This is a genomic window from Clostridioides sp. LIBA-6822, assembly GCF_056688955.1.
On record NZ_CP196995.1, the window covers coordinates 546,458 to 570,868 of the forward strand.

Here is a 24,411-nt window from a genome sequence, read left to right on the forward strand (position 1 = left end):
ATAGAGCCAATTTAAACAGTAACAATAAGGAGGAATTGTAGTAGATGAAAAAGGAACGACTACATCATGAAGACTTAAAAGAGTATGATTATGATGAAGATGATTATCTCAGTAAAAAGGTGATTATTAAGGACTTCATAAAAACTATATTGGTTATGATAATTGCTACTGGAATATCAGTAGTTTTTGAAAAGATAGGTTTTAATGAATCTAATATTATACTGGTATATATATTAGGTGTACTGTTTGCTACAAGTATAACGTATGGGTATTTTTTTGGAATACTTTCTTCAGTAATAGGAGTGCTATCATTTAACTTTTTCTTTACACACCCATTATATACTTTTTTAGCGTATAGGAAAGATTACCCTATAACATTTTGTATTATGCTGATGGCAGCTATTATAACAAGTACCTTAACTTCTAGAATAAAAAGAGAAGTGAGACTTTCTCATAAAAGAGAAAAAATGATAAGATTGCTTTATGAGAATAATAAAACATTACTTAAAGCAAAAAATAAGAACCAAATTATTGAATTTTGTGGGTCTAATTTAGTAAACATGTTAAATAGAACTGTTATAGTAACTATTGCAGATGATGATAATAATTTAGGCAAGCCAAGTATTTATATTTGTAATAATGATGGTAGTGAGAACATATTCCATTCAGTATTAGAGAAGGAAGCCATAAAAGAAGCTTTTAGGACAGGCGAGCCAGTTGGAATAGGAACAAAATATTGTAAAAGGAGCAGTGCATACTATTTTCCTATAAAGGGTCAAGAGTCAAATGTTCTTGGAGTTATAGGTATTGCATGTTTTAAAATAGATATTATTACAGAAAATGAAAAGATATTGTTAGAAGCAGTTTCAACACAAGTCGCGTTGGCAATTGATAGAGAAAATTTATTTGAAAAGAATAAAAAAGCGAACCTTGACGCAGAAAGAGAGCGATTAAGAGGAAACTTACTTAGGTCAATTTCTCATGATTTGAGAACACCACTTACAAGTATATTAGGTTCATCTTCAACTATACTTGAAAATGATGATGTTATAGATAAAGAAACTAGAGTAGAATTATTGAAAAATATATATGAAGATACAAGTTGGCTAACTCATTCTGTAGAGAATATACTTAGTATGACTAGAATAGATGAAGGCAAGTTAGATATTGAAAAACGACCAGAGGTTGTTGATGAGATAATAGCTGAATCCATACTAAGAGTTAAGAAATTTGCCAATAATAGAGATATACAAACTAATATTCCAGAAGAGATAATAGTAGTTCATGTGGATGTACTGTTAATAGAGCAAGTTTTAGTAAACTTAATAGATAATGCTATAAGACATACACCTAAAAATTCTAAAATAGAATTAACTGTAAGTAAAGACTCAAATCAAGTTATATTTGAAGTTTCAGATAATGGAAAAGGAATACCAAATGAGGATATTGATAATATATTTAATAGATTTTACACTAAGAATAAATCTAGAAATCTTGAAAGAAGAGGTATTGGTCTTGGATTAGAGATATGTAAGTCTATAGTAGAAGCTCATGGTGGAGAAATTGTCGCTTTCAATAATCCTTCTGGAGGAGCTACATTTAGATTTAGTATACCTATATATGAAGAGGAGGCGAAAGACGAGTGGAAATAAAGCCATTGGTTCTAGTTGTAGAAGATGATAAGCCAATTTGTAAATTTATAAAAGTGTCTCTTGAAACTCAAAACTATAGGTGTGTAGAGACTGATAATGGAGGGACAGCTATATCGCTCATACATTCTCTTGACCCAGATTTAATAATTTTAGATTTAGGTCTGCCAGATATTGATGGGATTGAGGTAATTGGACGAGTTAGATCGTGTGCCAAAAATAACAAAATAATTGTTGTTTCAGCAAGGGAACATGAGAGAGATAAAGTTGAGGCTTTAGATGGAGGAGCAGATGATTATTTGACAAAACCTTTTAGTGTAACAGAGCTTTTAGCCAGGGTTCGTGTAGCACTTAGAAATAAGGCTCAACAAGGTAATATCAGTAATGATGTTACAAAGAATTTTGAAGTTAAAAATCTAAAGATAGATTATGAAAATCATACTGTTTCAATTAATGATAAAGAAATACATTTAACTCCAATTGAATATAAGATTATCGAATTGATGTCTAAGTATTCAGGGAGGGTTTTAACTCATAAATTTATAATAGATAAAGTTTGGGGAAATTACTATGAAAGTGAAAATCAGTCCCTTAGAGTATTTATGGCAAGTATAAGGAGAAAGATTGAAAAGAACCCTGCTCAGCCAGAGTATATTTTGACTGAAGTTGGAGTGGGTTATCGTATGGCAGATGAATAGTTGCTAAATTAAGATGAATAGTAATTGGATAAAAATTATTTGCCATTTGAGCAAATATAAATATTTTAAAACGAATAGAAAGAGCTATATATACTTTATAATGAATAGATATAAAATCAAGTTATCTAATCTTAAATATATATAGCTCTTTTTGCATTATAAAATATATATCTTTAAGGAATAAAATACATTTCAAATTGAGGATTAATCTAATATAAACATTATCTTTTATAGAAAATTTATTTATGCATAATAGATTATTTTTAAACAATATATATTGATATAAAAAGTTATTTTTTTTATTTTTATATCAATCTTTGTGATATTATATAATATATCTATAGGAATAATATGGAGAATTTATTATAATTGGGGACTTTAACCAATTATTAATTGTAGTAATAATTTGCATATTTTTAAACAGATAAGGTATTATCTTTCTGTATGATTAAACTATTTATTCTATAGAAATATTTATAATTTGCGTGTTTGGAAGAGCTAAATATAAGATATTACTATATATATGTATTAAATTAAGTATTACAAAACTTTATTCTATAATTAACATAATGGTGCGTTCTATTTATCAAAAAATATAACGTTATTAAGATGATATTTTCGACTATAAAAAAGTATAATATCATCACCAAATGTATAGCAAAACTTTAAAGCTTCAAAAACTCAAACTGGATAAAAGGAGTTATACATAAATGAAGATGATAAACTTAGTAGATGAATTGGATGAAATTGTATATGTTTCTTCTTTGGACACATATGAACTTTTATATATTAATAAAATTGGAAAAAAGACAATGGGGCTTGATGATATCTCTAATAGAAAGTGTTATGAAGCATTACAAGGTAAAGATTCTCCTTGCGAATTTTGCACAAACTCCATTTTGAAAGAAGATAAATATTATATATGGGAAAATACAAATACTCGAACAAATAGACATTTTATATTAAAGGATAAGTTGATTAAATGGGAAGGTAAATATGCACGATTAGAAATAGCTCTTGATATTACGGAAAAGGAAAATATAAGTAAGTCAATAGCAGAAAAATTAGAAATAAAGGAGCTACTAGTTGGATGTATTAAACATCTTATAACAGAATCTAATTTTTCTGATGCTGTAAATCTGGTTCTAAGTAATATTGGGAAATTCCACAAAGCTGATAGAGCATATGTTTTTGAAGTCTCTGAAGATGGAAAAAAAATAACCAATACATATGAATGGTGTAACGAAGGTGTTGAGCAACAGAGGCAATCATTGGAAAATCTTGATATTAATGAATTAAAAAATTGGTTTTTATTATTCCAGCAAAAAGGCTTTGTGATAATTGATAATATAGAGAGTATAAGGGAAACACAGCCAATGGAGTATGAAATTTTAAAACCTCAAAACATTAAGAGTTTAATGGCTTCTTCATTAAAACAAGATAATAAAATAATAGGATTTATTGGAGTTGACAATCCACAAAAGGCTGTTGGAGACACTTCTCTTTTAACATCTCTATCTTATTTCTTATTAACTGAGATGAAAAAAAGGAAAGTAGAAAATAAATTAAATTATATGAGTTATTATGACTTCTTGACTGGAGCATATAATAGAAATAAATATATTAAATATATAGATAATTTTGACAATAATAAAGTTAAATCCATGGGTGTTGTATTTATAGATATAAATGGATTAAAAGACATTAATGATAGCTTTGGACATGCGAGAGGAGATTCTACTATTGTATCAGCTTGTGTAACAATAAGAAAATACTTTCATTCTCATAATGTTTACCGTATTGGAGGAGATGAGTTTGTTGTATTATGTGAAGATATCTCAAAACAACTCTTTGAAGAATTAGTAATTTGGTTAAGTGAAGAATTTAAGGAAACTATGGTATATAGTGTAGCTGTAGGAAGTATTTGGAGTGAAAATAATATCGACATATATAGATTGACTAAAATTGCTGATGAGAGAATGTACCAAGATAAGAAAAGATACTATAATAAGAAGAAGTTGAAGAATAATGAAATAGAGGAAATGAATAATCTAAGTGATTCTACTAACGATATTTTATTTAAGCATAGAGACTTAGATAATGAGGTGTATTTTGATAATGTAGTGAGTGAGGGTTATTCTAAGGCTTATAAAAAATTGGCATATAATACATATGATATAATCTTAGCTATTTCCATAGAACAAAATTTAATTACGCAAATTTATCAATCAGAAAATAATATTTTTAGTTTCCCTATGAAGGAAAATATGGAGGAAACTTTTTTATATATTAAAAAATATTTAATCCATCCTGGTGATAGAATATTGTTTGATGGAAATAATTTTTTAAATTCGCTTGATAATTTCTGTAACAATGAAAAAGACGATTTAGAGTTAAGTTTTGAGTATAGACGTCTAGGAATAGATAAAAGGTACTATTGGGCATCAATTTGTGTACTAAAGATTACCAACAAAAACAAGTTAGGTGATGAACAGACACATATTTTAGTTGCTATTAAAAACATAGATTATCTTATGCAAATACATAAAAATCAGAAGGATATGTTGACAGGTTTATATAGTTATGAAGGTTTCTGTCAACAAACAACTCTATTACTTAAAGAATATCCAGATAAACAGTATGCTATTATAATGATGGATATAGATAAATTTAAAGTAATCAATGACATTTATGGTATTAGAGAAGGAGATAGAACCTTAATATATATTGCAGAATTGATTCAAAAAAACCTTGGTTCTAATGATATATGTTGCCGTATGTATGCAGATGTATTTTACATATTTTATGAGAGTTATTCAGATAGAGATATTCATAAATTAATTTATAAAATTACTAATAATTTAAATATGAAAAAGTTTGAATATATGTTAGTACCATGTTTTGGGATTTATAGAATTTTAGATAATCATATACCAATTACAAATGCTTGTGAAATGGCGGGGTATGCACATAAGAAAGTAAAAAAACAGAGTATAAATCATTATATGTTTTATGATGAGACTATAAGAAATGATGCACTTGAAGAAAAACAGATGGAAAGAGAAATGGAATATGCACTTGAAGATGGACAATTTCAAGTATATTTACAACCCAAGTATAATCTTAAGATAAATAAAATTGTTGGGGCAGAGGCATTAGTTAGATGGGTTCATCCAGAAAAAGGTATAATACCTCCAATAAAATTTATTTCTCTATTTGAGAAGAATGGATTTATCATTAAATTGGATATGTATGTATGGGAACAAGCATGTTTCTTGATTAAAAAATGGATAGATTCAGGTGAAGAGCCAGTTCCTATATCTGTAAATGTATCAAGATTGCATTTGCATAATCCACACTTTAGAGAAATAGTTTTAACCCTAATAGAAAAATATAATATACCAATATCGTTTTTGGAATTAGAGCTTACAGAGAGTTTATTTATTAAAAATATAAAATTATTTGCTAAGATAATAGCCGAGCTTAGAACTGATGGTATTGTTTTAAATATGGATGACTTTGGTTCAGCTTACTCTTCATTAAACATGTTAAAAAATATTAATATTGATACATTAAAGATTGACTGTGGTTTTTTTAATGATGAAGAAATTACAGAAAGAGAAAAAATAGTTTTAAAACATACTATAAATATGGCAAAAGATTTAAATATGAATGTAGTTGCAGAAGGTGTAGAGACAAAAGAGCAAGCTGAATTTTTATTGAGTTTAGATTGTGTAATAATCCAAGGTTATTACTATTGTAAGCCAATCCCAAGTGATGATTTTGAGAATTTATTATATAACAATCAAGGGAGTCAATTGGTTATAACTTAAGATAAACGATTTATGTAAATTGTTTAAGAACATTTCAAATAAATTGAATCTAAAAATCTTGTAAAAATAGTCTGTATATGTTTAACAAAATAACATTTCTAAGTTTAAACATGTACAGACTTTGTAGTGTTTAAAATTCAAATTTAAGTTTAAACACATGCAGACTCTGTAGTATTTAAAATTCAAATCTAAGTTTAAACATGTACAGGCTTTGTAGTATTTAAAATTCAAATTTAAGTTTAAACACATGCAGACTCTGTAGTATTTAAAATTTAAATTTAAGTTTAAACATGTACAGACTCTGTAGTGTTTAAACTTAAAATCCAAGTTTAAACATATACAAATTTTGTAATGTCTAAAATTCAAATTTTTAGTAAAAAATTTATCTAAAGATGTTTGTGTATAAGTTCTTTACCATAAATATAGAATGTGAGATAATAAATTAGATAAAAAGAGAAAGCAATGAGGGTATAATTTTTAGAAAGTATAAAATCTATGGATTAGGAGCGAAGTTTATGATAGTGGGTATTATAGGTCCTTCAGACTCTGGCTTTAAGATAAAGGATGATTTAAAACAGATAGACAGTGATTTAGAAACTAAAATATATGTAAGAGAAAAAGTGGTAGATACAATAGAAGTTATTTCTAAATGTGAAGATGAATGTGATGCTATTATATTTACAGGATGTGCAGTTTATGAATTTATAAAATCTAAGTATGAGATAAGTAAACCACATTCCTTTGTACCAAGAAGTGGGACAAGTATAATGAAGGCATTTTGGGCAATCAAAAGCGTAAATATAAATTTAGATAAATTCAGTATAGATGTAGTAGATAAATATGTAGTAGAAGATGCACTTAAAGAATTTGATATTAAAGCTACAAGTGTGTTTTGTAATCCATTTTCTTTGGAAGTTGGAGAATCTGAGCTTGTAGAATGGCACATAAAATTATTTGAAGAAAAGAAAACAGACATAATGTTAACTGGTTTTGGTGCAGTATACAATGAGTTAAAAGAAAGAGGTTATCCAGTATTTCGACTACAAGCTACTATACAATTAATCAAAGAAAGCTATGAGAAAGTAAAGAGTGAATATGCTCTAAGTAAGGCTAGATTTTCTCAAATTGCTGTTGAAATCCTTAGTATAATAGATTATAAAGAAAAGATAGATAACTATTATTCTGATATGATAAAAAAATCGGATATGGATAAGCTTGTAGTAAACTATGTGAGAAGTATTCAAGGCTCCCTATTTTTATTTGGAAGGAATGATTATGTTGTATTTGTTCATAAAGGAGTAGCTGATAATGAATATAATTATGACAAGTTATTTAAACTAAAGAGAGATATAAAAGATATGGGATTTTCTCTTAGTATAGGAATTGGTACTGGAGTAACTGCATATCAAGCTGAAAATAATGCACATAAAGCATTAAGGCATTCTATAGATTCAAAAGAAATTGGCATATATTTAGTAGATGAAGATGAAAACATAAGAGGTCCTTTAGCTTCAGAAAATGAGTTAAATTACTCTTTAATGTTATCTGATGAAAAAGTAATAGATATATCTAAAAAGACGGGAATGAGTTGTGAGTCAGTTGCAAAAATTATTGCTATAAGTGAAAATAGAAAAAGTAAAATTTATGATTCAAAAGAATTGGCAGAATATCTTAATGTAAGCGAAAGAAGTGCAAGACGTATATTAAATAAAATAGTGAGTGCAGACCTAGGTAGAATATGTGCTAAAGAAACTAGTGTTGGTGGAGGAAGACCAAAAAATATTACTGAAATATTGTTCTAAAAAACCATATAAACTACTGTGATAAATTATTATATGAAATACTAAAACCTATGTAAAACAACCTTTTAAGATATAACTTATAAAGTTGAAGATACATAGGTTTTTAGTTTTATAATTTAAATAGATGTATTGTAATATTTATAATTTAATCATATGGTAAACTATTTTAGCAGTATCATATAATTCATCTATATTTACATATTCATTAACTGTGTGAACATCATACATACCTAGACTTAATATAGCACAATTATATCCAAGATTAGCTAATATATTTGCGTCACTTCCACCACCAATTACCATTGGATTTGGAACAACACCAACTTTTCTTATTGCTTCTTCACTCAACTTGAAAACATGGCTATCTTTACTAAGTTCAAAACTAGGATAAGACATATTATATTCAAAAGTATAAGTAGTATTAAATTTAGATGCAGCATCTTTACAGCATTTTTCCATATGATTAAGCTCATATTCTAATGTGTCAGGTATATGAGACCTAATTTCAGCAGTCAATGTAACCTTGTCAGTTACTATATTTGTAGCCCCACCACCTTCTATTTTACCTATGTTTGAAGTAGTTAAGGAATCTATTCTACCTATATGCATATTACTTATTGCATGAGAGGCTACCAATATAGCATTTATACCTTTTTCAGGCTCTATACCAGCATGTGCTTTCTTTCCATAAAAAGAGATTTTTATAGATTGTTGAGCAGGAGCTTTATATGCTATCGAACCAATAGCTCCACCAGAATCTAAAATCACCATATCTTTACAAGGTAAATTGTCAGGGTTGAAGTTTTTAACACCATGCATACCAGCTTCCTCACAGATTGTAAAACAAAGATAAATATCTCTATGTGGTATTTTTTCTGTAATAACATGTTCTAAAGCTTCAAGTATAGCAGCTATTCCAGCCTTATCATCTGCACCCAGTGTAGTAGTTCCATCACTTCTAACTATATTACCATCTAGTACAGGATTTACACCTAAGCAAGGTTGAACTTGGTCCATATGTGCACATAAACAAAGTGGTCGGCTTCCTTCTTCACCTTTTATATAGGCAATAACATTACCTGTATTACCACCATATTTTTCACCAGCATCATCTATAATGGCATCTATATTTCTTTCTTTTAAGTAGTTTACTAGCCATTTAGACATTTCTAATTCTTGATTAGATGGACTATCAATTCTAACCATATCCATAAAATTATTTATAAGTCTATTTTTATCTAACATAAATTTTTCTCCTTTTAGAAAGATTTAAATAAATTACATACTATATGAAGGTAGTATTCCAGGTCCTAATGGAATATTAAATACCATAAATAATATCAATAATATAGTCCACACTATTAAGAATGAGATTGAGTATGGTATCATGTTAGCTATTACAGTACCCATACCAGCATCTTTATCATATTTTCTCGTGAATGCTAGTATAATAGGGAAGTATGGGAATAATGGGCTAAGTGGGTTTGTTATACAATCACCTATACGATAAGCCATTTGAGTAAGTGCTGGATTATATCCAACCATCATAAACATTGGTACAAATATAGGTGCAAGGATAGCCCATTTTGCAGATGCACTACCTATAAATAAATTTATAAAGCAAGACAAGATAATAAATCCTATCAATAATAAAGGTCCATTTATGCCTGCTGATTTTAAAAATTCTCCACCTTTTACAGCCAGTATTAGACCTAAATTACTATTTGTAAATAATTGTAGAAATTGTGAAGCTGCAAATGCTAGTATTATATATCCGCCCATATCACTCATTGCACTAGCCATTATAGAGACAACGTCCTTGTCCTTCTTTATTTTACCAATAGTTTTTCCATATACAACACCAGGTATAAAAAATGCTAATGCTATGATAGGTACCATACCTTTCATAAGAGGAGCATTATTTGATAGTAAATCTCCTGTTTCTGGGTCAGCTAAGAATGGTTTTTTACCAATTACACTAAGAGCTATTATGATTGCTACATATATTAATATACTTATACCAGCCTTTTTAAGACCTTTTTTTTCTACATCATTAAGACTACCATCAACATCTAATTCTGCATTTCCTTCATACTTACCAAATCTAGGTGCTACAATTTTTTCTGTTACCCATGTTGCCAACAGTATTAGAACAAAAGTTGATGCTATCATAAAAAATAAGTTCATTGTTGCATTAGCCTGAAATCCAGAATCAATCATTTGAGCTGCTGGAACTGTAAAACTTGCAGCAAGTATATCATTGACACTTATCATTATATTTGCGGCAAATCCTAGACAGACTGCTGCATATCCAGAAAATAAACCTATAAGTGGATGTCTACCAACACCAAGGTATACAAGTGCAGCCAATGGTGGAAATAGTATCGTACCTGCATCTGATGCAATATTTGCAAGCATACCTATAGTCATTACAACAAGAGTTACTTTTGTTTCAGGAATTTTGCTTACTGATGCTTTGATTGTTGCTGTCATAAGTCCAGTTTTATCACATACACCAGCACCTATCATAGTTACTAAAACTAGTCCTAAAGGAGCAAATCCTTGGAAGTTACTAACTATATTTCCTAAAAGAATTTGAAGCTGTTCTACAGTCAGTAAATTTACAGCTGTTATAGTTTCACCTGTACCAGGATGAACTACTGATATACCCATAGAGCCAACTATACTAGATAGTATAAGCAAGAGTACACATAGCCCTAAAAATATTGTAACTGGGTCTGGTAGTTTATTACCAACAGTTTCTATTCTGTTTAATGTTCTGTCAAAAAAGTTTTTCTTCTTAACTACGTTATCATTCATAATATCCTCCCTAATGTTTAAAAATATAATTAAAAAATAAGTATTGTGGTCAAGCTTATAATTAAAATTACCATTGTCGATTTAAGACGTGTCCACAATATGTCCTAAAAAAAGTATAAAATAAACTTTTAACTATGTCAATGCAATTTTCTGAATTTTCTGGATGGGTAGTGTTAATTAAATATGCTTTAAGTAGATTAATGACGAACTATATCTAATGTATTTGAATAATATATACGCTTTAAAATTAATTTTAAAACAAAATTTTATAAAAAGCTAGTGGAAGATTAAGTTATTAAAATAATACTCTAAGATAAGATTAAGCCATTAGAATAATTAGAGTGTAGATTTGGTTCAAAATTGAAAAGAAAAAATCAATTATTAGTTCTTTGTAATATATATATAGTATAAAGATTACCTATACAAACAATTTATGCAAATTAGGATTATAAAATTTATATGAGAGTGTATCTCTTTACTGTGTGTCTCTTTTTGATGACTTTTGTATATTGAAATGATATAATATATCCGAGTAATAAGTAAAGGAATATTAAATTAAAATTAAGATATTTGTAGGTTTATCTAAAATATATGTTAATATTAGCATCTTTTTATCGAAAGTCTAATGGAAATATAAACCATTTATAATTATAAATTCTTAGAAAAATCCTTTAAACTATAAAAAATACCATAGTTAAATCACTTTTTAAATTAATCAGTAACATAAGATTTTATTTATAAGAGTATTGATAGTATTTGTACTGATAGAAGTATTAAATGATTCATAAGTAAGTGTAGGTGATGTATAAGGAGGATATGATGCTAGAGACAATATTAAGAAGTTTTAGAGCAAAGAAGATGGATTTGTATCAATCTGAAATTAGACTTAGAAATTACTATAGTTTGAGTGGCTTATCTCTAGTAGGGCTTACCATTTCAGCTATGGTTCTTATATTTGGATTGATTTTATCAGAAGTAGTTACATTTAATACAGAATTTTTTCTTATATTTGGATATTTTCTTATTCTTCATATCCTTTGTAGATTCTATTTAAAAGAACACACTAGATATATAACCTATATTTTTTATGGAGTATTAACACCAGTTATGATAATGGGTATTTTGATGGGAACTTTTTTAGATAAAACAGAACCATCAATTACAATCATGGTATTTATATGTGTACTTCCTCTATTTATATTAGATAAACCTTGGAGAATAGTTCTTTATATAACAGTAACTGCTATAGTTTATGGTATCTGTTGTTTTATAGCAAAGGATATCAATATGTTTATGGCAGACTTAGTTGATTTAGTTACATTTTATTTTTTAGCTGTTGGTGTCAATTTCTTTATTCTAAATGACCGTATTGAAAGTGTAGAAAACTATATTAAGTATCGAGAAAAATCGGAAATTGATTTATTGACAGGTATATATAATCGAGGTTCTGGAGTTGAGATGATTGAAAAACTCATGTCTAAGAAAAAATATGGTGCCTTTATTCTTATTGATATAGATGATTTTAAGTACATTAATGACTCTTATGGTCATATAGTAGGAGACTATTATTTAAAAGCTGTGGCTGAAAATATAAGTAATGTGTTTTATGATAGTATTGCATTAAGATTAGGTGGTGATGAGTTTGCTATCTATTCTGTAGAATTAACCAACGAAGAGAAGTGTAGGATACGATTTGAAAAATTATTTGAAGTATTAAATGATATGGAAGATTTATCAAGGGATAATTATGTATTTCATATCAGTTTAGGATGCTCTATTTGTGATGAAAACATTATCAATTTTGAGGAGCTGTATAGTAAAGCAGATGAAGCTCTTTATTCAGCAAAGGAAGCTGGGAAAGGATGCTATCGTATAAATTAGTTAGATATTTTACTATATTCTACCAAAAATGTATAGAATCTTTAGAAATAAAAAATCAATTTTGATTGGTATTTCAAAATTGATTTTTTATTTGTGTATATCCATAGTATCAGCTCCTTAATCTAAGTTTATTATTTTTTAATAGAGTGTACTTTCTTTTATAACTCTAAAAATAAGAGTATCGTATTTTTGAGATTATATATGGGATAAAAAATTATATCTAGATACAGTTTAAAGATTAATAAAAGTAATGTGTTTTATATTTTTTATAAAAATCTATGAATATCTTTTGAATTGTGCAGAGGATATAACTTTATTTTACGTGCATAGTGAAGATTTTGTTCTAATCTACTATGTTCAAATGGTTTTCCATGTCCAGGATAAATCATACTGGGTTTTATCTTTATAATTGTTTCCCAAGATTGAGCAAATTCCATTTTATTTTCTGCAAATATGGTGATTTTATGAATACTTGGAAAGCCATTCATTGCAGAATCTCCACAAAATAAAGTACCATTATTAAGTAGTAGGGAAATTGAATCAGAAGTATGTCCAGGTGTTTCTATGATTTTTCCATTTAATTCTTTTTCAATTTCTTTTAGATTATTGTCAGAGATAAGAATACATCTTTTTTCAAACTCTTGCTTTAGTGTAGGAAAACAATGTCCACCTTTTCCAAACAGTTTCATAATTTGACAAAAGAGAAAAGCGGTACGACTTGTGCATCCACCAATAAAAGAGTTTTGTCCTTTATATAGAGCTTTTAAAGCTTTATCATGCATGACAATTTTTGTATTAGGAGATTCTTCTAAAATCTGATTTATAAAACCTGCATGGTCATCATGGGCATGAGTTAGAAATATGTATCTAATGTCTTTGATTTTTATGTTGGATTTGAATATTTGTTTTTTGAAATGTTTAAAACCATTTTCATATCCAGTATCAATCAAGACAAAACCGTCTTGAATAGGGTATAACCAATTATTTACAATTAGGTTTCCTGCATTAAACATTTTTTCACCACCTTAAATTAAAATAGAAATTTGTATAGTTAGAAAGAATATATCATACTTATATTTATACTTCAACAGAGTCTTAAAAGTTTTAAAGTGAGTAGCACCAGTAAATATTTGCATTATCTACAGATGCTACTTTTTTGTGAGTTTTGTGGGGCTAGCACTAATTCTTTATAGGATTAGCAACTTATAAGATGAAATAATAACTGTAGTGTAAAGTTGTTACTTTTCAAGATATGCTTTTAGGGCAAACCCAATAAATTTTGATGCCCCATCTCCATATTTCTTATCATTAATTTCAATAAATGTAGGATTTGATATATAATTTTCAGACATAATAGACCAATAGTTATCTCCCATATCAATACCGTTGTTAATTTCATCAGTAAAGGAAATTAGCTCTCCAACTAATTCTTGGACATCTAAAGATGTAACATCTTTACTTAGATTCTCTGTAAGTTTTTTTGTAATATCATCGCCTTTTTTTATAAGGTTGAATACTTCTGATTGGTCTATAGTAGGGCCATTAGATATAAAATTTTGAAGATTACTTTCCATAGCTTTTGTGTATTTTTCTATACTTCCATACTGTTTAGTTGCCATATCAGCTATTTTGTTTTCATTAGACTTCATTTCTGAAATCATTTCATCAAAGTTTTCAACACTTCCAAATTGCTTGATAATTCCATCAGTATGAGTCTCTTTAAACTCAGCTAATATACGAAAATATTCATTCATATTAAAATCTTTAAAATCCATACAGTTTTCTCCTTTTATAAGTTTATCAAGTAGCTCTAATAGAGCATTTAATCTATCTCGTTTTATTTGAATTAGTTCTCGTTGATTCTCAAATGCGGTTACCCTATCAAATTTAGGATTTTCCATGATTGTTTTAATTTCTTTTAATGTAAAATCAAGTTCTTTAAAAAATAGAATTTGTTGTAAAACTTCTAATGCTTTTTCATCATATAATCGATATCCAGCACTCGTTATTTTTGTAGGTTTAAATAAATCAATTTCGTCATAAAACTGTAGAGTACGTATACTAATACCAGTTAGTGAAGAGACCTGTTTTACTGTCATCATTTTAATTCACCTTCTTTCATACTCTGTAATTGAGACCTAGCTAATATTATTTTTGCAAGAAATAGCATTTACTTATTAACCCTATCTCTAACTACTACTGTATACTATCACTATACGTGAGGGTCAATATCTTTGTTATATTTTTTCTAAATAATATTAAGGATTTTACTAAGAATAATATGTTTTATTTTAGTTGTGATTTATGAGATGTGCTTTATTTGAAAAGTAAAAAGTCGGTAATAAGGTATTCTACAAATAAAGAGAAAGATAAGAAAAGATGGTATAGCTTTTAGAGCGTATACCATCTTTCATATTAGAAAAATATAATTATAAAGTTTTATCATGCTTTTCTAAGAATGTTAGATATTCTTCTTTAGTCATAACTGGAGTAAAGGCATCTAATATGCTTTTAGCATCTTTAGCATTATCAAAAAGAAGGTCTACAACTGTAAGTGCCATTGCTTTTGCAGGGATTATATATGCTAAATTTTCATCAACTATTTCAAAATCTCTTGTATGAAGAGCACCTTTTACACCACCAATCATAGGATGAAGAGTAGGCATTATATGAGATACATCACCAAAATCGAAAGAACCTGTAAAATCTCCACCATCAACAACTTTTCCTTCTAGACCCAAATCTTCAAGATTATTTTTAAATAAATTATCAAGATTTTTGTATCGTAATATTGGTAAGTAACCAGGAATTTCAGTTATTTCAACCTCAGCTCCAACTGCCATTCCACCAGCCATTAAGGCTTTATTTATTCTTGAATTAGCATCAATCATACCATTTATAGTTCTAGCTCTTACATATGATTCCATATGGACATCAGCAGGGACAACATTTACTATATCTCCACCTTTTGTAATAATAGGGTGGAATCTAACTCTTTCAGATTCTTTAAACGTTTCTCTAAGTGCGTTTACGTTGTTTATAGCAAGCATTGCTGCATTTAAAGCATTTATACCATCATGTGGAGCAGAACCAGCATGAGATTCTTTACCTATAAATTTAACTTTTTTTCCGACAAATCCGTTACTTTCAGGACCAACTAAAGCTTTATCTTCTCCTAAATCAGAAGAGTGAAACATCATAGATATATCTATATCATCAAAATAACCTCTTTTTATTAACTCTTGCTTTCCACCGAAGTAAGTTATTTTTCCTTCTTTTTTCAATTGTTCTCTATATTCCAACTCAATAAATTCTTCAGCTGGAGTAGCCATAAAAGATACTTTACCATCTAGATGTTCTAAGACACCACTTTTTACTAAACCAACAGCTGCACCTAACATTCCAGCTATTTGAATGTTGTGTCCACAAGTATGAGAAGCACCTATTTCATTAGCATCTTTATGTTCTTTACATGATATGCCATCCAATTCTCCAAGTATAGATATATGAGGACCTTTTTTATTAGAATTTGCATCTGCCTTACATCCTGTTACAGCTATATTTTTCTCTACAGATAAGTTTAATTCTTGTTCAAAGAAGTTTGAAACAGCTTCTGTAGTTTTAAATTCTTTATATCCATATTCTGGATTATTATATATTCCTTGACCTACTTTTAATATTTTTTCTCTATTTTCATCTATAGTCTTTATTACTAGAGATTTTAATTGTTCTTTGTTCATAATAAATTCCTCCTATATTTTACCTTGAATACTTAAAACTATATGAGCTATACTCGCACATGCGAAGAATATAGTTGTGAAAACAATAAGTGATATTATAACTATTTTCCATGACATTTCTTTTAAAGATTCTATTTTATTTCCAACAGAAATTCCTGCAAAAGCTAGTAATGGAGTAGTTACAGCCATAAAGTTAATATTATTAGTGTTTGTTAAGAATACTTCAGATGTTGGGCTATATGGCATACTAAGTAAAAGACCTATTATAGTTGCAAATCCAAAGGCTGGAAAGATTGATTTAGGAAATAAATCTTTTACAATCATAGCAGCCATAGCAGCTAATATTAACATGACCATTCCAGGAAGAGCTGTAACTATAGATGTCCCAACGCTAATTCTTTGCCCTATAAGAATTATAACTCCAATAACAGACATAACCAATAATTGATATGAACTTTTCTTTAAATTTAAATTAGCAAACATTTATTAGCACTCTCCTTCTGTTGTTTCAATTTCTTTAGTCTTTTTATTTTTAGCAAATTTAGGTTCTAAAATCTTGTACATAAGATTAGTAAATGGTAAGGATACAAAAACTAAGAATATAATTCCTGTTATACTGGACATCATATTACTTGTTGCTGCATAGGCAAGTATTGTATCTGCCATTTCAGGTGGCACCATAGTAGACAATGAACCAGCAGCCGCTGTCATCATACTTCCACTACCAACACCACAAGCCATTCCCAAAGCATATGGATGAAGACCACTATAGATAGAGACTGAACCTAGCACACTAAAGTATATAGTACCAAGAACTGTACCCATTAAATATGTACCAAGTACACCACTACCTTCTGGAGAATTTATTCCATATTTCTCAGATATAACTCCTAAAGAAGGTTCACGGCTTATACTTGCAGTAGCTCCAATTGCTTCTCTTTTCATACCAAATATTAAGGCAAGAGGTAATGCAACGATTGGTGCAAGTATATGACCAAACTCTTGAGCGATGAATGCTGGTCCAGCTTGAATTATCTTATCAATGTTTGGACCAACTGTAGTACCATATTTTATACCAAGCATTACTAGTGCAATTCCAACAACTTCCCCAGCAATGTTTATTTCTTTTTCCCCAATAGCTTTTTTTAGTGCTTTAATTTTTTTCCCTAATAAATCGGGTGTTATTATAAGTCCAATTATAACTGCATAGAGCATAGGAAATAGTACTATAGAAGCTTTTCCAATAGCTATAGTTCTTTGCCCTATAAATTCACATATTACTACTAATATTAAGCAAGTTAAAAATACTTGAATAAAATGTTTTTTATTACTTTCCATGATTTCCTCCCCAAAAGAATAAGTATTGTACTTATTTGAAATAAAAAATACGCTTTCTCAAGTGTAATACGTTTTCCTATATAATATATAACTATTTCAAATAAGTTTCAGAAATGTCATTAACATGTCCTTAATTAAGGATAAAACAAAAATTTAACATTGTCAACGAAAAAAATGTAAAATATTACATATTTTTCAATATACTGTAATATATTTTATTCGTGAAAAATTATTTAAATATTGTAGGAATAATAGATAAAAAGCTTTAAAATAAATAATATAAAATTAAGAAATGATAAATTAAAATTTTCAAGTGAATGAAAGTATTTTAAGATTTAAATAAACATTAAAAATTAGTATGACTAACTTAGATTAAATAAATTTAATGATTATAGTAGGTGGTAACGAATGAAAATAAATAGATTAACAGAAATAATAGTAATACTATTAAATAAAAAACTAGTAACTGCTAAAGAGTTGGCAGAGAGATTTGAAGTTTCTACAAGAACCATATATAGAGATATAGAAACTTTGTCTATGTCAGGAGTGCCAGTATATATGACAAAAGGTAAGGGAGGAGGAATATCTTTAATAGAAGAGTATTCTATAGATAAGACCATATTATCAAAAGAAGATAAAGAGAGTTTAATAGTGGCACTCAAAACTTTACAGGCAACAAAGTATCCAGAAATAAATTCAGTAGTAAATAAAATTGGTTCAATATTTGGAGAGCAGAACTTTGCAAACTGGATTGAAATAGATTTTACTGAATGGGGAAGTAATTTTAATGAAGATGATAAATTTACAAAAATAAAAGAAGCTATTTTAAGACGTAATACTATAAATTTTAATTATGTAAATAGCCTATCAAGTCAGACAAATAGAACTGTTGAACCTATGAAACTTATGTATAAGAGTAAGACTTGGTATTTATATGGATTTTGCAAATTAAAGGATGACTTTAGGATATTTAGAATTAGCAGGATAAAAAATTTAGATGTAAAAGAAGACGTATTTTCAAGAAAAATAGTAGAAGATGTATGTTTTAATGATTCTAAAGTGATTAAGGAAAATACTATAACTTTGAAATTGAGATTTAAAGAGAAGATGCTTTTTAGAGTGTTTGATGATTTTAATAAAGATTTAATAACTAAAAACAAAGATAATACATATGATGTGATTGCTGAATTTCCTATTGGTGAGTGGATTTATGGTTATATTTTATCTTTTGGGGATAATGTTGAAATACTTGAACCTAAAGAAGTTAGAGATAATGTAATAACTAGACTAAAAGAGTTGTCTAAAATTTACTCATTATAATATAATAATTGGATTAAAATGGTTATTTAAAATTTATTCATTACATAATATCTCACTAAGTCTAATTATATTAAAAATATGACATAAAGGTGTCGTATATTATAAATTATAATTGAATTAAATAAGTTTAAAACTAAAACACATTAATAAAAACAAAGTGAGGTATAAAGTATGGATTATGAAATAGTAAATATAAGCGAGAAAATAGTTGTAGGAATATCAAAAGAGACTACAAACCAAGATGGACAAGCATTAAAAGATATAGGTGAGTCATGGAAGAAATTTATGGGGAAAGGTATATATAACTCTATAAAAGGTAAAAAGAATGAAAAGACAATAGGTCTATATACAGATTACCAAGGAGATTTTACAAATCCATATAACTTTGTTGCATGTTGTGAAGTAAATAGTAATGCTGATAAAGACAATAATTTAGATGAATTAAATACCAATGATGCTGTTGGAGAAATTATTATAAGTAAAGTTATACCAGCAGGTAAGTATGCAAAGTTTACTGTAGTAGGAGATATTCACAAAGCGATAGGAGATTTCTGGGTTGAATTTTGGCAAATGGATTTTGATAGAACTTATAGTAGTGATTTTGAAGAATATCAAGGTAATACATATGATGATAATAAACATGAAATTCACATTTACATAGGAATAAAGTAGATTTACCAGTACTATATTTGGTAGATGTATTTTTTATTGACAGATGTCAAATGAAGGGTTATTATGAACTAGTAAATGTTAGAAGCAAGACAATAGAATGTTTGAAAATTTTATGAAAAATTTTTATACATGAACTGTGAAAGGGGATTTTCCTATGTTTGAATGTGCATTTATTTATGTTGCTAAAGGTCTTAGTGCTGAGAAGCAAAGAGCAGTTATTCCATCTGATACTATCAATATGAATGTTATTGGTGTGGAAAATTATGATGAAGCAGAAGTTGTAGCTAAAGAAATGGTAGAAAAAGGATGTACAGCTATTGAATTATGTGCTGGCTTTGGTAATGAAGGTATTTACAGAATTAAAAAGGCTGTTGGACCAAACGTTGCTGTAGGTGCAGTGAAATTTGATTTTCATCCAGCTTTTGGGTTTAAGAGTGGCGACGAAATGTTCTAATAGGAAATATTCTAATAGGCAGTGTTTTTCATAATGTAGACTATGAGAATGTATTTTCAGAGATACTCTAAAATGAATTTTAAAGAAAGTAAAGAATGATAGAAAAGCATACATTTAGTACTCTAAAGTATTATACTTTATATTAATAGAGATAAGTAGAGAAAGCTATGATGCTTGTATGATGTTTTATTATTTATAACTATAAGCAGTGAATCTATAAAAGGTTTACTGCTTTTTTTATGCTTCACAATAGCAATATCGCTTTGAACTTGTATAGACATGTTATTTTATTATATATTTAATACTTTTACTTGAAATAAGATACTTATAACTATCAGGATGTATCTTGCAATTTTTAATATAGAAAAGAAAAAAATATAGGGACAAATTAAGATAATAGTTTTGGATTTATGAATATATAATTAAAAAAAATATAAAAAATAATCTATAAAGCTAAATCCAATTTAATCGATAATACATATATAGAAATATAATTAAATAAGTAAACAACTCTTTATTGAATGTTAAGTAAGCTAGAAGATATATTGGAAGAGAGCAAATAAACTTGTAATTGAATATTTGAGTAGTGTTAGAAGCTATTTTCGTTTTTGATAAATTACAGATTCGGCAGACTATAAAAATAAATAGACAGAAATAATTTTGATGAATCTGAAATTTTTTTTCATACAAACATAAAAAGATATAAAGTTATTTCTATCTTAATTTGATTACTTCTGACAACCTTTTATGTTTTATACAATTATATTTTTAATAACTCGTCAAAATGCCAAACATATATTACAATATATATATAAGTTTTTTCATTGACAAATTGTGTTAATATGGTTGAATATAATATGGCATAAATAATTACTTTTATTTATCAATGAAATACATTTATTATGTAGCGAAAAATAGTCAGATAGTATAGATAATAACTGAAAATAAAGGCATTTATTGTTGTACATATGGAGGAGTTAGTTTTATGGAAAATAAAATTTTGATAGTAGATGATGCTATTTTTATGAGAATGATGATTAAAGAAGCTCTGAGTAAAAGTGGTTATGAGAATTTAGTAGAAGCAAATGACGGAGAAGAAGCTTGTAATATATTTAAAGATGAAAAGCCTGATTTGATGTTACTTGACATTACAATGCCAAAAAAAGATGGTTTAGAGGTACTAAGAGAAGTAAAAAAGTTAGATTCAAATGCTAAGGTGGTGATGTGTTCTGCAATAGGACAAGAAAATATGATTGTAGAAGCTATAAAACTTGGAGCATTAGACTTTATAGTAAAACCCTTTAAAACGGATACATTGGTCAAAGTTGTGAACAATGCCTTAAAATAAGAATGTAAATACGCACTGATTCAGTGAAAAGTACATAAATGCAATAATAAAAGGAGGGGTTTATATTATAAATTATTTAGAACTTGATGATGCTCATATAGATGCTCTTAGAGAAATTGGTAATATAGGCTCTGGGAATGCAATTACTTCACTTGCATCTATGATAAATAGCAATATAGAAGTATTAATACCAATGGTAAAGATACTTGAATATAATGAAGCGACAAATTTGCTTGGTGGTCCAGAAAACAAAGTAGCATGTATTTTACTCGATATGAAAGGTGATATTAATGGGATGTTTATGTTTTTGTTGGATGAATCAATCACTCAACTTATGCTAAATTCTCTTTTTAATAAAGAAGAATCTATTTTAGATGAGATTAAAGATATTGAAATTTCAGCAATCAAAGAAATAGGAAATATTATGGCAAGTTCATATGTAAATGCTATGGCATCTATGTTAGACATGACTATAAGTATTTCGGTTCCAGATATGTGTATTGATATGGTTGGAGCTGTCCTAAATGTACCTATGATAAGATTTTCAGATGTTGGTGACAAAGTTTTATTTATAGAAAATAAGTTCAAAATGAGTGATAATTATTTTACTAGTCACATTTTGATGATTCCAGAAATGGACTCACTTAAGGAAATATTGTTGAGATTGGGATTAGAAGTATGAATAAGGAGATAGTAGTAAACATTGCAGACATGAAGATAGCCTATAAGCCAAATGTTTTGGTTACCTATGCACTTGGTTCTTGTGTAGGAGTGTGTTTGATAGATAAGGTAGCAGGAATTGGTGGAATGTTACATGTTATGTTGCCATATAGTAAAGATGCTATTAACGTTGAAAATAAATACAAATTTGCTGATACAGGAATAAATGAGCTTATTAAGTCTATGGAGTATATAGGTGCAAATAGAATATATATAAAAGCAAAAATTGCTGGGGGAGCTCAAATGTTTTTGGGAAATAGCAATTCATCAATTGCAAGTATAGGGCAGAGAAATGTTGAAGCAGTAAAAAAAACACTTCTAGGGCTAAATATTCCAATAGTAGCAGAAGACACAGGTATGAATTATGGAAGGACAATACGTTTTTGTACTGGGACAGGTGAATTGCTTGTAGATTCAATAAATAAAGGTAAAAAGAAAATATAATATAGATTTAATAGAGAGTATATTTAGGAGGGAGGAGTTAAATGAGGTTTCCAGATGACCCATATTTGGATTATAGGTTAGTTGATGAGGGAATTAAGTATCTAAAATTTAAAGTAGATGAGCAAGATTTTGGAATTGAGATTGAAAAGGTTGTAGAAATTGTTGGAAATCAAGAAATTATATTTATTCCAGAACTCCCAACATATTCTAAAGGTATAATAAATTTAAGAGGGAAAATCATTCCAATAATAGATATGCGTTTGAGACTTAAAAAAATTGATTTAATTATTACTAATTGTATATATATAGTAGTAATTGAAACAAAAGATTTGTTAGTTGGATTTATGGTTGATAAAGTTGATGAGATAATAAGCTTAGAAAAAAGTCAAATATCTCCTCCACCAAGAGTTACTCTTGAATATTCAGATTATTTTGTAAGTGGTATTGGAGAAATAGAGAGTAAAATAATTACCTTACTAGATTTAGATAAACTTTTGACAGATAAAGAAGAAATTTTAATAGATGAAGTAGTTAATAAATATAATTGCACTATCATGTAACACAGAGATATAATTAAAAGGTTATTATAAAGAGATTGTGATGGGAACATTTGAGAATGTAGTGGTATAATTATTAAGTATAAGAATTTTAAATTATTAAAATTTGAATATATTATGTTTAAGAGAGGTTTGTATATGGAAAATAAGCAACAAGGAACAATTTTAGTCGTTGATGATAGTGTCCTAATGTGTGATTTAATAGATAAAACACTTACAAAAGATAATTTTAAGGTGAAAAAAGCATTTAATGCAATAGAAGCAAAAGAGTTTATTGAAGAATGTATACCAGATATTATTTTACTTGATATAATTTTACCAGATAACTCTGGATTTGATTTTTGTAAGGAAGTAAAATCTAATTTTCGCACAGCAGATATACCTATAATATTTATAACTTCAAAAAATGCAGATACAGATATAGTAAAGGGGTTTGGTGTAGGTGCAATAGATTATATGGTGAAGCCTTTTAGTATGACAGAATTAAAAGCTCGTATTATGGCTCATCTTGAAGTAAAGAAATCTCAAGATAAATTAAAAAAAATAAATAATGAGCTGGAATCTTCTCTTGAAAAATTGAATAGACTCGTTGTAAGAGATTATCTTACAGGTCTTTACAATAGACGACATATAATTAATCAACTTATGGAACAAAGAAAAATTAATAAGTTTAATGAGACATCTATATCTCTTATTCTAGGTGATATTGATGATTTTAAAGTTATCAATGATACTTATGGTCATGAAGCAGGGGATTTCGTATTGACAGTAATATCAAGTATAATAAAAAAGAATTGTAGACAGATTGATACGGTCTCAAGATGGGGTGGAGAAGAGTTTTTAATAATGCTTACAAATACTTCGATGGAAGGTGCTAAAATACTTTCGGAAAGAATCCGCAAAGAGATAAAAAGTTTTGAATTCAACTATAAAGAAAACAAGATAAAATGCACTATTACATTAGGTGTAGTAGAAGTAAACTCAAATATATCATTAGAAGAAAACATATCCTTAGCAGATAAAGCAATGTATGAGGGTAAAAATTTAGGCAAAGATTGTAGCGTAGTAAGTACAATGAAAGGGTTAAAAAAGATATAAACTAATATCTTAATAAACTTACTTTATAAAGGAGTAT

Annotated in this window: 20 protein-coding genes; 13 read left to right on the plus strand and 7 right to left on the minus strand. The window is 28.1% G+C overall.

Annotated features, from left to right (window positions below; translation table 11 throughout):
* The first annotated feature begins 44 nt into the window (after positions 1-44).
* The 4 genes from ACTG48_RS02900 to ACTG48_RS02915 all read left to right on the plus strand — a co-directional run bounded on the left by ACTG48_RS02900 (position 45) and on the right by ACTG48_RS02915 (position 7,982).
* Positions 45-1,652 carry an ATP-binding protein gene (locus tag ACTG48_RS02900; RefSeq protein ID WP_021383162.1) on the plus strand — a complete coding sequence of 536 codons (1,608 nt, stop codon included), beginning with the start codon at positions 45-47 and terminating at the stop codon, positions 1,650-1,652.
* Positions 1,643-2,347 carry a response regulator gene (locus ACTG48_RS02905; RefSeq protein ID WP_021383194.1) on the plus strand — a complete coding sequence of 235 codons (705 nt, stop codon included), beginning with the start codon at positions 1,643-1,645 and terminating at the stop codon, positions 2,345-2,347. Before ACTG48_RS02900 ends, ACTG48_RS02905 begins: the two co-directional genes overlap by 10 nt.
* A 710-nt stretch (positions 2,348-3,057) precedes the next feature.
* Positions 3,058-6,180: a bifunctional diguanylate cyclase/phosphodiesterase gene (locus ACTG48_RS02910; protein WP_479918075.1), complete on the plus strand. Its 3,123-nt coding sequence runs from the start codon at positions 3,058-3,060 to the stop codon at positions 6,178-6,180.
* Between the two features lie 515 nt (positions 6,181-6,695).
* Positions 6,696-7,982 carry a transcriptional regulator gene (locus tag ACTG48_RS02915; RefSeq protein ID WP_479918076.1) on the plus strand — a complete coding sequence of 429 codons (1,287 nt, stop codon included), beginning with the start codon at positions 6,696-6,698 and terminating at the stop codon, positions 7,980-7,982.
* Positions 7,983-8,120: 138 nt separating this feature from the next.
* Here ACTG48_RS02915 and ACTG48_RS02920 read toward each other — a convergent pair whose 3' ends face one another.
* Positions 8,121-9,227: a M20/M25/M40 family metallo-hydrolase gene (locus tag ACTG48_RS02920; protein ID WP_479918077.1), complete on the minus strand. Its 1,107-nt coding sequence runs from the start codon at positions 9,225-9,227 to the stop codon at positions 8,121-8,123.
* A 33-nt stretch (positions 9,228-9,260) separates the two neighbouring features.
* On the minus strand, positions 9,261-10,802 hold the full coding sequence (locus ACTG48_RS02925; RefSeq protein ID WP_479918078.1) for an AbgT family transporter: 1,542 nt from the start codon (positions 10,800-10,802) through the stop codon (positions 9,261-9,263).
* Between the two features lie 819 nt (positions 10,803-11,621).
* On the opposite strand from ACTG48_RS02925, the gene ACTG48_RS02930 reads away from it, so the two are divergent.
* Positions 11,622-12,683: a GGDEF domain-containing protein gene (locus tag ACTG48_RS02930; protein ID WP_479918079.1), complete on the plus strand. Its 1,062-nt coding sequence runs from the start codon at positions 11,622-11,624 to the stop codon at positions 12,681-12,683.
* A gap of 266 nt (positions 12,684-12,949) precedes the next feature.
* Here ACTG48_RS02930 and ACTG48_RS02935 read toward each other — a convergent pair whose 3' ends face one another.
* From ACTG48_RS02935 to ACTG48_RS02955, 5 genes are all read right to left on the minus strand, one after another.
* Entirely contained in the window at positions 12,950-13,696 is a 747-nt protein-coding gene (locus ACTG48_RS02935; RefSeq protein WP_479918080.1) for an MBL fold metallo-hydrolase, read from the minus strand.
* Positions 13,697-13,921: 225 nt separating this feature from the next.
* Positions 13,922-14,785 (minus strand): MerR family transcriptional regulator, encoded by an 864-nt coding sequence (locus ACTG48_RS02940; RefSeq protein WP_479918081.1) that lies wholly within the window; start codon positions 14,783-14,785, stop codon positions 13,922-13,924.
* A gap of 327 nt (positions 14,786-15,112) precedes the next feature.
* On the minus strand, positions 15,113-16,423 hold the full coding sequence (locus ACTG48_RS02945; RefSeq protein WP_021383156.1) for a M20 family metallopeptidase: 1,311 nt from the start codon (positions 16,421-16,423) through the stop codon (positions 15,113-15,115).
* Positions 16,424-16,435: 12 nt separating this feature from the next.
* Positions 16,436-16,906 (minus strand): hypothetical protein, encoded by a 471-nt coding sequence (locus tag ACTG48_RS02950; protein ID WP_021383183.1) that lies wholly within the window; start codon positions 16,904-16,906, stop codon positions 16,436-16,438.
* A gap of 3 nt (positions 16,907-16,909) precedes the next feature.
* Entirely contained in the window at positions 16,910-17,761 is an 852-nt protein-coding gene (locus ACTG48_RS02955; RefSeq protein ID WP_479918082.1) for a DUF3100 domain-containing protein, read from the minus strand.
* A 408-nt stretch (positions 17,762-18,169) separates the two neighbouring features.
* Here ACTG48_RS02955 and ACTG48_RS02960 point away from each other — a divergent pair, with 408 nt between their 5' ends.
* From ACTG48_RS02960 to ACTG48_RS02995, 8 genes are all read left to right on the plus strand, one after another.
* Complete coding sequence (locus tag ACTG48_RS02960) at positions 18,170-19,081, plus strand: helix-turn-helix transcriptional regulator (RefSeq protein WP_021383170.1); 912 nt, start codon at positions 18,170-18,172, stop codon at positions 19,079-19,081.
* 171 nt (positions 19,082-19,252) lie between these two features.
* Positions 19,253-19,753, plus strand: coding sequence for a GyrI-like domain-containing protein (locus ACTG48_RS02965; protein ID WP_479918083.1), 501 nt, complete (start codon positions 19,253-19,255; stop codon positions 19,751-19,753).
* A 154-nt stretch (positions 19,754-19,907) separates the two neighbouring features.
* On the plus strand, positions 19,908-20,207 hold the full coding sequence (locus ACTG48_RS02970; protein ID WP_021383155.1) for a DUF6506 family protein: 300 nt from the start codon (positions 19,908-19,910) through the stop codon (positions 20,205-20,207).
* Positions 20,208-21,192: 985 nt separating this feature from the next.
* Positions 21,193-21,555, plus strand: a complete 363-nt coding sequence (locus ACTG48_RS02975) for a response regulator (RefSeq protein ID WP_021383186.1) — start codon at positions 21,193-21,195, stop codon at positions 21,553-21,555.
* 97 nt (positions 21,556-21,652) lie between these two features.
* Positions 21,653-22,237 carry a chemotaxis protein CheC gene (locus ACTG48_RS02980; protein ID WP_479918772.1) on the plus strand — a complete coding sequence of 195 codons (585 nt, stop codon included), beginning with the start codon at positions 21,653-21,655 and terminating at the stop codon, positions 22,235-22,237.
* Positions 22,234-22,719, plus strand: a complete 486-nt coding sequence (locus tag ACTG48_RS02985; RefSeq protein WP_479918084.1) for a chemotaxis protein CheD — start codon at positions 22,234-22,236, stop codon at positions 22,717-22,719. The genes ACTG48_RS02980 and ACTG48_RS02985 overlap by 4 nt, the downstream gene beginning before the upstream one ends.
* A 41-nt stretch (positions 22,720-22,760) precedes the next feature.
* A complete protein-coding gene (locus ACTG48_RS02990) occupies positions 22,761-23,279 on the plus strand; it encodes a chemotaxis protein CheW (protein ID WP_479918085.1) in 519 nt (172 codons plus the stop codon).
* A gap of 135 nt (positions 23,280-23,414) precedes the next feature.
* On the plus strand, positions 23,415-24,374 hold the full coding sequence (locus ACTG48_RS02995; protein WP_479918086.1) for a GGDEF domain-containing response regulator: 960 nt from the start codon (positions 23,415-23,417) through the stop codon (positions 24,372-24,374).
* The last annotated feature ends 37 nt before the right edge of the window (positions 24,375-24,411 follow it).